Origin of the sequence: Faecalicatena fissicatena, assembly GCF_016900595.1 — a bacterium.
GTDB lineage: Bacteria > Bacillota > Clostridia > Lachnospirales > Lachnospiraceae > Claveliimonas > Claveliimonas intestinigallinarum.
Map to the genome: position 1 here is coordinate 81,503 of NZ_JACLYY010000003.1, position 13,615 is coordinate 95,117.

Genomic DNA, 13,615 nt, shown 5'->3' on the forward strand with positions numbered 1-13,615 from the left:
AAAATACACATTTCCTTCACAAGTATACTACAGGAAAGCCCGAGTTTACAATCTTTTCATAATGTTTTTATTGATTTTAAAACAGGGGATACTTATAATAAGATGGTACATATGTACAGGAGGAGAAATATGGACAACCAGAACAATCAGAACAGAAATAACAACCAGGATCCGAACCGGAACAACCGGCAGGGAGCCTCGTTCGTTTTGATCGTAACGCTGATCACAACGATCCTCGTGCTGCTCCTCTTCCAGTTCCAGGGAATGGAGAGCGCTGAGGAGATATCCTACAACAAGTTTATCAAGATGGTAGAGGACGGAGACGTAGAAAAGGTTGATATAGGAGCCAACCAGATCGATATAACAGCCAAGCAGGGAAAGGACGACACTGTGCAGAAGGAATACTACACGGGTATCGTCAACGATGACCAGCTTGTGGACCGCCTGCTGGATGCGGGAGTGGAGGTGAACCAGGAGATACCTGACACCACATCCTCCATGCTGCTGAGTATCATTTTTACCTTCCTTCCCATTGCCTGCATTGTGGGCCTCTGCGTGTGGTTTACAAAGAAGATGTCCAAGGGCGGCGGCATGATGGGTATTGGAAAGAGCAACGCCAAGATGTATGTGGAGAAGCAGACAGGCGTCACCTTCAAGGATGTGGCGGGCCAGGACGAGGCCAAGGAGTCACTCCAGGAGGTAGTGGATTTCCTGCACAATCCGGGAAAGTATACCGGCGTGGGGGCCAAGCTTCCCAAGGGCGCCCTCCTTGTGGGACCTCCGGGAACCGGAAAGACGCTGCTTGCCAAGGCGGTAGCGGGGGAGGCGAAGGTGCCCTTCTTCTCCCTGTCAGGATCGGCCTTTGTGGAGATGTATGTGGGCGTGGGCGCTTCCAGAGTCCGCGACCTTTTCAAGCAGGCCCAGCAGATGGCGCCCTGTATCATTTTCATCGATGAGATCGACGCCATCGGAAAGAGCCGCGACACCCAGCTTGGCGGCAACGACGAGAGGGAGCAGACACTGAACCAGCTCCTGGCGGAGATGGATGGATTTGACACAAATAAGGGACTGCTTCTTCTGGCAGCCACCAACCGTCCGGAGATCCTGGATCCGGCGCTTCTGCGCCCGGGACGGTTCGACAGGCGGATCATCGTGGAGCGGCCGGATCTGAAGGGCCGTATCGACGTGCTGAAGGTTCACGCCAAGGACGTGCGCATGGATGAGACCGTGGATCTGGAGGCCATTGCCCTGGCCACATCCGGCGCTGTGGGCTCAGACCTGGCCAACATGATCAACGAGGCCGCTATCAATGCGGTGAAGCACGGCAGAAACGCTGTCTCTCAGAGCGACCTCTTTGAGGCGGTGGAGACAGTCCTTGTGGGCAAGGAGAAGAAGGACCGTATCATGAGCCAGGAGGAGAGAAGGATCGTATCCTACCACGAGGTGGGGCACGCCCTTGTGAGCGCTCTCGAGAAGCACGCGGAGCCGGTGCAGAAGATCACCATCGTCCCCAGGACCATGGGAGCCCTCGGCTATGTGATGCAGACGCCTGAGGAGGAGAAGTTCCTGAACACGAAGAAGGAGCTGGAGGCCATGCTGGTAGGTATGCTGGCAGGCCGTGCCGCCGAGGAGATCGTCTTTGACACAGTCACAACCGGAGCCTCCAACGATATCGAGAAGGCCACAAGCATTGCCAGGGCCATGATCACCCAGTACGGCATGAGCGAGAGATTTGGCCTGATCGGCCTTGAGTCGATCCAGAACCGCTATCTGGATGGAAGACCGGTCCTGAACTGCGGCCAGGAGACAGCCTCTGAGATCGACCAGGAAGTGATGAAGATGCTCAAGGGGGCCTATGAGGAGGCCAAGAGGCTGCTGAGCGAGCACAGGGAGGCGCTGGACAGGATCGCTGCCTTCCTGATTGAGAAGGAGACCATCACCGGAAAAGAGTTTATGAAGATCTTCCGGGAGGTAGAGGGACTTCCCGAGACTGAGGACAGGCAGGACGGCGAGGAGCCGAAGGAGGCCCGCATCTCCATGAAGCCGGTGGAGGGCAACACTGAAGAGACGGCAACAGATGAGAGCGAAACTGAGAACAACAGCACAGTATAAGCGGATTGTGAGATAACTAAGGCTTGAGTTTAGGACAGGGGAAGATTTTCCCTTGTCCTTTTTCATGCGGGACAGTATAATGTTAACCATGGAAAGCAGGAATATGGAAAACAGTAATTTTGATATACAGGAAGAACTGAAAAAATTGCCGGGGAAGCCCGGCGTGTATCTGATGCACGATGAGAAGGATGAGATCATCTATGTGGGGAAGGCTATCAGCCTGAAGAATCGGGTGCGGCAGTATTTCCAGAGCAGCCGAGGCAAGAGCGTGAAGATTGAGCAGATGGTGACCCACATCACCCGCTTTGAGTACATTGTGACAGATTCGGAGCTGGAGGCCCTTGTCCTGGAGTGTAATCTGATCAAGGAGCACAGGCCCAAATACAACACCATGCTCATGGACGACAAGGCCTATCCCTTTATCAAGGTGTCGGTGGATGAGCCCTTTCCCCGGATCATGATGGCCAGGCGCATGGTGAAGGACAAGGCGAAATACTTTGGCCCCTACACGAGCGCGGGGGCTGTCAAGGACACCATCGAGCTGATCCGCAAGCTGTACAAGGTGAGGAGCTGCAACCGCCGCCTTCCCAGAGATACGGGGAAGGAGAGGCCCTGCCTGAACTATCATATCCACCAGTGCGACGCCCCCTGTCAGGGGTACGTGTCCCAGGAGACCTACAGGAAATCCATAGACGAGGTGCTCCGCTTTTTGGGAGGAAATTATGAGGTTATTTTGAAGGAGCTGGAGGAGAAGATGATGAAGGCCTCCGAGGACCTGGAGTTCGAGAAGGCCATCGAGTACAGGGAGCTTCTGGGAAGCGTGAAGAAGATCGCCCAGAAGCAGAAGATTACCGACACAGCCGGCAACGACAGGGATATCCTGGCGGCAGCCACGGACAAAGAGGACGCGGTGGTGCAGGTCTTCTTTATCCGGGGCGGCAGGCTGATTGGGAGAGACCATTTTTATCTGAAGCTGAGCGGGGACGAGACCACAGGGGAGATCATCTCCAGCTTTATCAAGCAGTTCTACGCCGGTACACCCTATATACCGGCGGAGCTGATGACCCAGACTGAGATCGAGGACGGGGAGGTCCTGGAGGAATGGCTGAGCCAGAAGCGAGGCCACAGGGTGCATATCCGTGTGCCCAAAAAAGGGACAAAGGAGAAGCTGGTGGAGCTGGCGGAAAAGAATGCTGCCCTGGTGCTCAGTAAGGACAGGGAGAGGCTGAAGCGGGAGGAGGGCCGCACCATCGGCGCGGTGAAGGAGATTGCCCGCCTTCTTGGCCTGGAGCACCTGAACCGGATGGAGGCCTATGACATCTCCAATATCAGCGGGTTTGCCTCTGTCGGTTCTATGGTGGTCTACGAGAAGGGAAAGCCAAAGAGAAACGATTACCGCAAATTCCGCATTAAGAGCGTCCAGGGGCCGGACGACTACGCCAGCATGAAAGAGGTGCTGACAAGAAGGTTCCGCCACGGCCTGGAGGAGCGGGAAGAGGGGAAGGAGACGGGAAGCTTTACCGCTTTTCCGGACCTGATCCTCATGGACGGAGGAAAGGGACAGGTAGGGATCGCCCTCCAGGTGCTGGATGAGCTCCACCTGAACATACCTGTGTGCGGTATGGTGAAGGACGACAGCCATCGTACCAGAGGACTCTACTATAATAATAAAGAGCTTCCCATTGACCGGAATTCAGAGGGCTTTAAGCTGATCACCAGGATACAGGACGAGGCCCACCGGTTTGCCATAGAGTTTCACAGAAAGCTGCGCAGCAAGGAGCAGGTTCATTCTGTCCTGGACGATATCCCCGGGGTGGGGCCGGCCAGGAGAAAGGATCTGATGAAGCATTTTGCCAGCCTGGATGAGATACGGCAGGCGGATGTGGAGGACCTGAAAAAACTGCCCAGCATGAATGAAAAATCAGCGCAGGAGGTGTATAAGTTTTTTCACTGATGTGTTATACTTGTCATAGTATTTAAAAACAGAAAAGGAGATAAGACATGTCAAAAATAGAAATTCAGAAGATCGTCGAGAAGATGAACCTGAAAAATCTGACTCCCGACGTGGGGCTGGCTGACAAATATGTGGAGGTGCCGGATATCAACAGGCCGGCTCTGCAGCTTACAGGCTTCTTTGACCATTTCGACGCGGAGAGAGTGCAGATTATCGGATATGTGGAATATACGTTTTTAGAGCAGATGGATGAGGCCACAAAGATCAAGGTCTACGAGACGCTGCTCGCCTACAAGATCCCCTGCATTATCTTCTGTCGTGCCCTGAAGCCGGATCAGGAGCTGCTGGAGAAGGCGCAGGAGCTGGATGTGCCCATCTTCTCCACGGAGATGAAGACCTCCGCCTTTACCGCAGAGCTGATCCGCTGGCTGAATGTGCAGCTGGCGCCCTGCATTTCCATCCACGGCGTACTGGTAGATGTGTACGGCGTGGGCGTGATGATCATGGGCGAGAGTGGCATCGGCAAGAGCGAGGCGGCTCTGGAGCTGGTGAGAAGGGGACACCGTCTTGTCAGCGACGACGTGGTGGAGATCCGCAAGGTCAGTGACGACACCCTGGTGGGAACCGCGCCCGACGTGACAAAGCATTTTATCGAGCTGCGCGGTATCGGTATTGTGGATGTCAAAATGCTCTACGGCGTGCAGAGCGTCAGGGAGACCCAGAATATCGAGCTGGTCATCACCCTGGAGGACTGGGACAGGGAGAAGAAATACGACAGGCTTGGTATGGAGGAGCAGTACACAGAGTTCCTCGGCAACAAGGTTGTCTGCCATCAGCTTCCCATCCGTCCCGGGCGTAACCTCTCCATCATCGTGGAGACGGCGGCCATCAACTACAGACAGAAGAAGATGGGCTATAACGCGGCGGAGGAGCTGTACAAAAGGGTGCAGAGGAACCTGGCAAAGAAATAGAAAATAAGGAATAGGGAGTCAGAAGATGAAGTATTGTTTTGGAGTAGATATTGGCGGAACAACCGTGAAGATGGGACTGTTTTCCACGGAGGGAGAGCTGTACGAGAAATGGGAGATCAAGACTCACACAGAGAATGAGGGAAAGCAGGTCCTGCCGGATATCGCGGCCTCTGTCCGCGCTAAGATGGAGGAAAAAGGAATTTCCGCGGAGGAGACAGCGGGCGTGGGAGTCGGCGTGCCGGCTCCGGTTAGTGAAGGAATTGTAAAGAACAGCGCCAATATCGGATGGGGCTATAAAAATGTTAAAAAGGAGATGGAGGAGCTTCTGCCGGGAATCCGGGCTGAAATCGGAAACGATGCCAATGTGGCGGCCCTGGGCGAGATGTGGCTGGGAGCCGGAAAGGGCTGCAGCAACATGATTATGGTGACGCTGGGCACTGGCGTGGGCGGCGGCGTGATCTGCCAGGGACATGTCATTGCAGGGGCAAACGGAGCCGGCGGCGAGATCGGACATATCTGTGTGAACTACAGCGAGACAGAAAAGTGCGGCTGCGGGAAGACCGGATGTCTGGAGCAGTACGCGTCCGCCACAGGAATCGCCCGTCTTGCAAAGCTGCGCCTTGCAAAGCTACACGGGAAGACGCTGCTGGAGGGGAAAAACCTCAGCGCAAAGTCAGTCTTTGACGCGGTGAAGAAGGACGACAGAGTGGCGATTGAGATTGCGGAGGAGTTTGGAGCTTATCTGGGACATGCCCTCGCCAACATGGCAGTGATCGTGGATCCCGAGATGATCGTCATCGGCGGCGGCGTTTCCAATGCGGGACCTGCCCTTCTGCCTTTCATCGAGAAGCCCTTCCAGGAGAAGGCTTTCTTTGCCAACAAGGATACAAAGATCGTGCTGGCCACACTGGGCAATGACGCCGGTATCTGCGGAGCGGCAAGGCTGATCATCTGACACGGACAGAGCCGGGTGGATATAGGCAGAGATGTAGAAAAAAGAGGTATAAATAAAAGCAGGTGTGAATGAGCTGCTGCTCATTCGCACCTGCTTTTATTTTGATTTCTATCCGGTGGTTTCGCCGCCACCTCCGCCTCCGGTGCCCGGATCAGGATTGGTGGTTTCGCCGCCACCTCCGCCTCCGGTGCCCGGATCAGGATTGGTGGTTTCGCCGCCACCTCCGCCGCCTCCGGCGCCCGGATCGGGAGTGGGGGTAGTATCTCCGCCGCTGCCCGGTGTGGTCGTGGTGGTGCTGCCTCCGCTAGTGTCGGAAGTGCTGCCATCAGTGGTGGTGTCAGTTCCTGTGTCGTCGGTGGATCCCGTAGAACCGTGTCCCGGACAGGTCTCTGTAGGTGAATTGTCTGACGCAAAGAACTCTGTCCTTGAGGGGCATCCAGGCCTCGCGAGCTGCCCGGTCACTGTGCAGATGGTCTTCTGCTCCACCGATGTGGGCATCTCAAACTGCTTTGTCTCCAGACCCGCGTGGATGCGGCTCATAATGGACTTCCAGATCCGGAAACGGAAGGTAGTGTCAATGTTGGTCATGGATTTCGGGTCATCGTAGCCGCCCCACACCGCACAGGTGTAATAGGGGGTGAAGCCGCAGAACCAGATATCCTTGTCACTGTCCGCTGTTCCCGTCTTGCCGGCTACCGGCATGTTGTCCAGGGCAGCGGCTGATCCGCTTCCCTCCTCCACAACGCTCTGCATGGCGCTTGTGAGGAGAGCGGCTGTGCTGTCCTTGACGGACTGATGAGACTCCGTGGGGTTCTCGATCAGCACATTGCCGTCGTGATCCAGGATCTTTGAGTATAGGGTTGGCGTGTTGTATACGCCGCCGTTGGCGATGGACGCAAAGGCCGCGCACAGCTCATAGTTGTATACACCATTTGTCAGACCTCCCAGAGCGATGGGCTCGTACATATCACTCTCCACAAGTGAGCTCATGGAAAAGTTGTTCTTTGCGTACTCATATCCCAGCTGGGGACCGATCTGCTGTATGGTCTGCACGGCCACAGAGTTCATGGACTGGGCGATGGCCTCCCGGACGGTGACGTTGCCGTAGTACTTGTTGCCCACGTTCTTGAATTCCGTGCCGTTTGAGTAATGCCAGGGCTGGTCGTCAAAGACGCTGGCCAGCGTGATCTGGTTCGTGTCCAGGGCGGGGGCGTAGGTGGCCAGGATCTTGAAGCAGGAACCCGGCTGCCTTGTGGAGCCTCTGTAGGCCCTGTTCAGGCTCTGGCTTGTCTCCTTGGCGCCCCTTCCGCCTACCATGGCCTTGATCTGGCCGGTGGCCTGGTCGATGATGGTGACAGAAGCCTGGGGCTGAGGCGTGATGGTGATGCGCTCGTCATAGGTGTCGCCCTCCTGGGCAATCGTGGCCTTCCACTCCTCCACCATAGCTCTGGCAGCGTCCTCGGAGGAAAAGATGAGGGCGTTTTCAATGCCATAGGTGTTTTCCCTGTACGCCTCCACGCTCTCAGAGCCGTAGTTCTCTATGGTGCCGTCCGCCCGGGTGACGGTCAGCGCGTAGGAGAGACCGTACTCCTTCAGCCATGGGAAGTTGGCGTCATTGTTCATCTCCTCATCGCAGATCTGCTGCATGGCAGTGTTCTGTGTGGAGATGATAGTCAGGCCGCCGCTGTAGAGGGCGTTGTATGCCTGGCTTTCCGTGTACCCGAGGCGGGACATGAGATCGTCGATGACCTGCTCGGAGAGGGCGTCTATAAAATAGGAATAAGGTGAATCCTCTCCGATGGCCGCGTTGACAGCCTGAATTCTGGCGTACACGTCGTCGGCTGCCGCCTCATCGTAGGCCGCCTGGTCGATATATCCCTGATCCAGCATCTTGTTCAGAACCTCGGTGCGCCGTTTCGCGTTGGCGTCTGGGTTGGTGATGGGATTGTAGAGGGACGGGTTCTGGGTGATGCTGGCGAGAACCGCGCACTCGGACAGCGTCAGCTCGGATACATCCTTGTTGAAATAGCGCTTGGAGGCGGACTGCACGCCCAGGGTGTTCTGCCCCAGGTTGATGGTGTTCAGATATGCCTCCATGATCTCGTCCTTTGACATCTGTTTTTCGATGTCCAGAGCCAGGAACTGCTCCTGGATCTTTCTCTCCAGACGGTCGTAAAAGGTTTCCTCATTTACAAAGTCGGGAAAGACGTTGTTCTTTATGAGCTGCTGGGTCAGCGTGCTGGCTCCCTGTGAGAAGTCGCCGCCTGAAGTAATTCCCGTGACAGCGGCTCGCAGGATACCCTGCGGGTCAATACCGTTGTGCTCATAGAAGCGCTCGTCCTCAATGGCGACGAAAGCGTGCTGCAGATCCACGGGGATCTGGTCGATGGATTTGTATTCGCGGTTGGAGCCGGCCTCCACGAACCGCTCCAGCTCAGTGGCCCCGTCGTCAGCGTAGACGATGGTCGTGTACCCTTTCGGACGCACATCGTCAGGTGTGACCTCCGGTGAATTGTCAAGGATCCTCTTCACAAAAATCAGACCGCCGATCATCCCGATGATACATATAGCAAGAACACACAGGATAAAAGCCTTCAACAGCCGGACAGTGACCCGCTTACCCTGCATGGTTGATTTCGACGTTATCTGCTTTTGTTTTTTAGAAGCCTTTTTCTTTCCATAATTCATGTATTCAGCCTCCTTCATACTTTAGACATTATAGCAAATATACATATTGAAATAAAGAAAAAAATGAAAACTTCATATTTAGGTAGGAAAAACTTAAGAAATCCGTTATAGTAGTAGATGACAGCGCAAAGAACAGAGGAGGAACGCAAAGTGGATCACAGAATGGTATTCCGGGGCGGAGAAGGGGAGATCACGGAGAAAAGGTCCAGATTTATCGCCACAGTCCGCCCGGTAAAGAGCGAGGAGGAGGCCGCGGAGTTTATCGAAACGGTCAGGAAGAAGTACTGGGACGCCAGGCACAACTGCTACGCCTACGTCATCGGGGATCACCAGGACATACAGCGGTACAGCGATGACGGGGAGCCGGGCGGCACGGCGGGCAGGCCCATGCTGGATGTGCTCCTGGGGGAGAACATCCATGACACGGCGGTGGTGGTAACCCGGTATTTCGGCGGTATCCTCCTGGGCACAGGGGGACTTGTGAGAGCCTACCAGGGTGCGGCGAAGGAAGGACTGGCCTCCTCTTTGATTATAACCAGGATACAGGGAGTTAAACTGAAGATCACCACAGATTACACCGGCCTGGGAAAGATACAGTACATTCTGGGAGAGAGGGGCATACCGGTGCTGGACAGCTCCTACACAGAGAAGGTGGAGCTGACCGCCCTGGTGCCGGAGGCGCTTTGGCCTGCCCTGGAGGAGGAGCTGACAGACGGGACAAACGGGAAAGCGGTGCTGGAGGAGGCGGGAAAGTGCTTCTACGGCGACATAGACGGAAAAATACAGGTCCTGGAATGATTTCATTCCAGGACCTGTATTTTGGAAGACTGTATTTTTACTGGAATTCCGGCTCGATCAGGCCGAAGGTTCCGTTCTTTCTCTTATATACGACATTCACCTCATCGGTCTCCGCGTTGCAGAATACGAAGAAATCGTGCCCCAGAAGCTCCATCTGGATGCAGGCATCCTCCGGATACATAGGCTTGATGCCGAAGCGCTTTGTGCGGACGATCTTAATTTCCTCGTCGCTCTCGGGAGCGTCCTCCTCGTCGAAGAATTCCTGCTTGAAATTGCTGCCGTCCTGATGTCTCGCGATGAGCTTTGTTTTATATTTGCGAAGCTGTCTCTCAATGACTTCCTCCACAAGATCAATGGATACATACATGTCGCTGCTGACCTGTTCGGAGCGGATAATATTTCCCTTTACAGGAATGGTCACCTCAATCTTCTGGCGTTCCTTTTCCACGCTCAGTGTGACGATGATCTCGGTGTCAGGGGTGAAGTACCTCTCCAGTTTACCGAGCTTGCGTGTAATGGTGTCTTTTAAGCCGGGCGTGATCTCGATGTTCTTTCCACTAATGATAAATTTCATGCTGTCCAACTCCTTTACGATATGATTTCAGGAGAAATAATGTCTGACAAAAATGTAGGACAATTCATTTCTATCTGATATAAGGAGTATAACATGTTTTTCTGTCAATGTATAGCATGTATTACTTCAATTCTTGAAATTTTTCCGTCACGCATTTTGGCCACCCGCAGGCCGGTATCTTCAAAATAGACGCAGGCCCCCTCTCTGGGTTCAATATCCTCTGCCCTGCATTTTGCCCGCAGGACAGCCTCCAGTGTCTCGGCGTCCGTCTCGTGGGGGATTTGACACCCCATGATCTTATTGACTACCCGCACCCGGGACGAGCCCCGGAACATATTTTTCTCTGCCAGGTCAAAGCCGAAGAAGAGATATTTCCTCGTGGCGAACAGGACAGCGATGGCGCACACGCCGATCAGGCTGGAAAAAGCGGAAGAGTGGTCGATGATGATCTGCCTGGCAATGGCAAAGAGGAGCACCTCGAACACGGTGTCCGGCGTGTGGTAGTACATCATCCGTATCAGCTCCACGCCGATGATGAGCTCAAAGCAGGCCTCAAGGAGATCTTCGTAGTTCGGGTACCTGTCCAGGTCCGGTATGTAGATCAGGGAGCTGGCAAGCCGTAAGCACAGAAGAATGATGCCGACGGCCAGCATGATGGAGATAAAAAATTCCATGAACATGGCCAGACGGGAGAGAAAAGCGGCGAAATACTTTTTCATAAAATCCTCCTTTGGGTATTAGTTTTTCGGACAGGGCGGCACTACCCGGCTGAAGAGGGCGGGATAGATTACCATGATCCATAATACCAGTATAAAGTATTTTATGATTTTTGCAATCACACATTCGCCCGTGATGAGGGGAATGGTGCTGTTCAGGACAAAAATCCCGAAAATACCGGCCGCGAATTTGACAGCCTGCATCCAGAGACAGGGAGCGGCGGTCTGAAACCGGAGCCTGGTGGCCTCCAGATACCATCCCACGGCAAAGCCCAGTCCGGCGCCCACAGCCTTGAAGCAGTCCACGGCGTACACCTGGGGCAGGAGGCCGTATTGGCGAAGGAGGAGGGCTAAGACCGTGATCCCCAGACAGACCAGAAGGAGCAGCGCGAAGAAGACACGCATGGACACCGGGTCGGCTGTCAGCCGGGGCAGGAACCGCCGGGTCAGCCATATAAAAAGGGCGGATACGGCCAGGGAGCCCAGCACGTCCCAGGGCGTGTGGCATCCCAGGTACATGCGGGAGAAGCCCACCAGCAGGACGACGGCAAAGCAGAGCCATCGCAGCCCCTTTCTGGAGGTCTGGAGGCCCAGGGATCCGTACAGGCAGGCAGCGCTCTGGGTGTGGCCGCTTGGAAAGGAGTAGCCTGTGGCCGCAGGCACTGCGCTCTCCACGGGGGAGAAGGCAGGATCCAGCACCCAGGGGCGGGGCACCCGGAAAGTGATCTTCAGAGTCTGCACGGCAAGCCCTGCCAGAAAGTAGGAAAAGCCGATCTGGAGGGCCAGCCCTTTGCTGACGCACCAGTAGAGGAGACAGAGCACCAGTATGACCGCTGTCTCCTCCCCAAGCTGTGTGATAAACTGCATGATCCGGTCTGCGGCTGGGGTGCGCAGCGACTCCAGAAACCATAAAAAAACCATAAATGCTCCTTGTGATCAGAAAGATTATTTATTATTGCTCCTCTTGCGGAGCTTGGGATCCAGGATCTTCTTGCGGATGCGCAGCGACTCGGGAGTTACCTCCAGAAGCTCGTCCGTGTCGATGAAGTCCAGGGCCTGCTCCAGGCTGAGGATCCGCGGCGGCGTCAGGCGGAGCGCCTCGTCCGCGCTGGAGGAGCGGGTGTTGGTGAGGTGCTTAGTCTTGCAGACATTGACCTCGATGTCATCCGTCTTGCCGTTTTCGCCGATGACCATTCCGGCGTACACCTTCTCGCCGGGCCCGATAAAGAGGGTACCCCTCTCCTGGGCGCTGTAGAGGCCGTAGGTGACAGACTCTCCGGTCTCGTAGGCGATGAGGGAGCCCTGCTTCCGGTACTGGATGTCTCCCTTGTAAGGGGCGTATCCGTCAAAGGCGGTGTTCATGATGCCGTTTCCCTTTGTGTCCGTCAGGAAGTCTCCTCTGTAGCCGATAAGTCCGCGGGAGGGGATGGAGAACTCCATCCGGGTGTAATTGCCGCCGATGGGACCCATGCTGCGCAGCTCCCCTTTTCTCTGGCCCAGCTTTTCGATGACTACGCCCGTAAATTCATCCGGCACGTCGATGTAGGCCATCTCCATGGGCTCCAGGAGTTTTCCGCTCTCATCCTTCTTGTAGAGAACCTCCGCCTTGCTGACAGCGAACTCGTAGCCCTCCCGGCGCATGTTCTCAATGAGGACGGACAGATGGAGCTCACCCCGGCCGGACACCTTAAAGGTATCCATGTCCTCGGTCTCCTCCACCCGGAGGCTGACATCTGTGTTCAGCTCCCGGAAGAGGCGGTCGCGGAGGTGCCGGGATGTCACGTATTTGCCCTCCCTGCCGGCAAAGGGGCTGTCGTTGACCTTGAACTGCATGGCAATGGTGGGCTCGGAGATCTTCTGGAAGGGGATGGCCTGGGGGTTCTCGGGCGAGCAGATGGTGTCACCGATGGACAGGTCCGCGATGCCGGAGATGGCCACGATGGAACCGATGGTGGCCTCTTTGACCTCCACCCGGTTCAGTCCGTCAAACTCATAGAGCCTGCTGATGCGCACCTTCTCCTGGCGCTCCGGGTCGTGGTGGTTGACCACGACCACATCCTGGTTGGTGCGGATGGTACCGTTGTCCACCTTGCCGATGCCGATCCGGCCCACATACTCGTTGTAGTCGATGGTGCTGATGAGCACCTGGGTGTGAGCGTCCGGGTCTCCCTCCGGGGCGGGAATATAGTCCAGGATAGTCTCGAAAAGCGGGATCATGTTTTCCGGCTTGTCGTCCATGTCCAGCATGGCGTATCCGTCCTTGGCTGAGGCGTAGATGAAGGGACAGTCCAGCTGCTCCTCGGAGGCATCCAGGTCGATGAAGAGCTCCAGTACTTCATCGATGACCTCCGCCGGCCGGGCCTCCGGCCGATCGATTTTGTTGATGCAGACGATGACAGGCAGATCCAGCTCCAGGGCCTTGCGCAGGACGAACTTTGTCTGGGGCATGGCTCCCTCAAAGGCGTCCACAACAAGGATGACCCCGTTTACCATCTTCAGCACGCGCTCCACCTCGCCGCCGAAGTCGGCGTGTCCCGGCGTGTCTACGATATTGATCTTTGTCCCCTTATAGAAGACGGCTGTATTTTTGGAGAGAATGGTAATTCCACGTTCCCGCTCGATATCGTTGGAGTCCATGACCCTCTCGGCCACCTCCTGATTCTCGCGGAACACGCCGCTCTGCTTTAAAAGTTCATCCACAAGTGTTGTCTTGCCATGGTCAACATGGGCGATGATCGCAATATTACGCACATCTTCGCGTTTTGTCTTCATATGAAATCTTCCTTTTCTCTTCTTATTTTAAACTTTTTTTCTGTAACTTTAATAGTGTATCATATTTCGGAAAAA

The 13,615-nt window shown here is 55.2% G+C and carries 10 protein-coding genes; 5 read left to right on the plus strand and 5 right to left on the minus strand.

The window, feature by feature from the left end:
* The first annotated feature begins 129 nt into the window (after window positions 1-129).
* The 4 genes from ftsH (at window position 130) to H7U36_RS04150 (ending at window position 5,992) form a co-directional block, all read left to right on the plus strand.
* Window positions 130-2,112 (plus strand): ATP-dependent zinc metalloprotease FtsH, encoded by a 1,983-nt coding sequence (gene ftsH, locus H7U36_RS04135; RefSeq protein ID WP_033125079.1) that lies wholly within the window; start codon window positions 130-132, stop codon window positions 2,110-2,112.
* A 103-nt stretch (window positions 2,113-2,215) separates the two neighbouring features.
* Complete coding sequence (gene uvrC / locus H7U36_RS04140) at window positions 2,216-4,066, plus strand: excinuclease ABC subunit UvrC (protein WP_138303515.1); 1,851 nt, start codon at window positions 2,216-2,218, stop codon at window positions 4,064-4,066.
* Between the two features lie 47 nt (window positions 4,067-4,113).
* Window positions 4,114-5,037 (plus strand): HPr(Ser) kinase/phosphatase, encoded by a 924-nt coding sequence (gene hprK / locus H7U36_RS04145; RefSeq protein ID WP_033125080.1) that lies wholly within the window; start codon window positions 4,114-4,116, stop codon window positions 5,035-5,037.
* Window positions 5,038-5,062: 25 nt separating this feature from the next.
* The gene (locus H7U36_RS04150; RefSeq protein ID WP_033125081.1) at window positions 5,063-5,992 is read left to right on the plus strand and encodes an ROK family glucokinase; all 930 of its coding nucleotides are present in this window, start codon (window positions 5,063-5,065) and stop codon (window positions 5,990-5,992) included.
* A 108-nt stretch (window positions 5,993-6,100) separates the two neighbouring features.
* On the opposite strand, the gene H7U36_RS04155 is transcribed toward H7U36_RS04150, so the two are convergent.
* Complete coding sequence (locus H7U36_RS04155) at window positions 6,101-8,680, minus strand: transglycosylase domain-containing protein (protein ID WP_033125082.1); 2,580 nt, start codon at window positions 8,678-8,680, stop codon at window positions 6,101-6,103.
* Between the two features lie 162 nt (window positions 8,681-8,842).
* Between H7U36_RS04155 and H7U36_RS04160 the strand changes: the two genes are divergently transcribed.
* Window positions 8,843-9,478 (plus strand): YigZ family protein, encoded by a 636-nt coding sequence (locus H7U36_RS04160; protein ID WP_033125083.1) that lies wholly within the window; start codon window positions 8,843-8,845, stop codon window positions 9,476-9,478.
* Between the two features lie 37 nt (window positions 9,479-9,515).
* Here the strand turns inward: H7U36_RS04160 and hpf are convergent, their stop codons facing one another.
* The 4 genes from hpf to typA all read right to left on the minus strand — a co-directional run bounded on the left by hpf (window position 9,516) and on the right by typA (window position 13,540).
* The gene (gene hpf, locus H7U36_RS04165; RefSeq protein WP_033125084.1) at window positions 9,516-10,052 is read right to left on the minus strand and encodes a ribosome hibernation-promoting factor, HPF/YfiA family; all 537 of its coding nucleotides are present in this window, start codon (window positions 10,050-10,052) and stop codon (window positions 9,516-9,518) included.
* 104 nt (window positions 10,053-10,156) lie between these two features.
* Complete coding sequence (locus H7U36_RS04170) at window positions 10,157-10,771, minus strand: hypothetical protein (protein WP_033125085.1); 615 nt, start codon at window positions 10,769-10,771, stop codon at window positions 10,157-10,159.
* An 18-nt stretch (window positions 10,772-10,789) separates the two neighbouring features.
* Window positions 10,790-11,689 (minus strand): phosphatase PAP2 family protein, encoded by a 900-nt coding sequence (locus H7U36_RS04175; protein ID WP_138303512.1) that lies wholly within the window; start codon window positions 11,687-11,689, stop codon window positions 10,790-10,792.
* 24 nt (window positions 11,690-11,713) lie between these two features.
* Window positions 11,714-13,540, minus strand: a complete 1,827-nt coding sequence (gene typA, locus H7U36_RS04180; RefSeq protein ID WP_138303510.1) for a translational GTPase TypA — start codon at window positions 13,538-13,540, stop codon at window positions 11,714-11,716.
* Window positions 13,541-13,615: the final 75 nt, after the last annotated feature.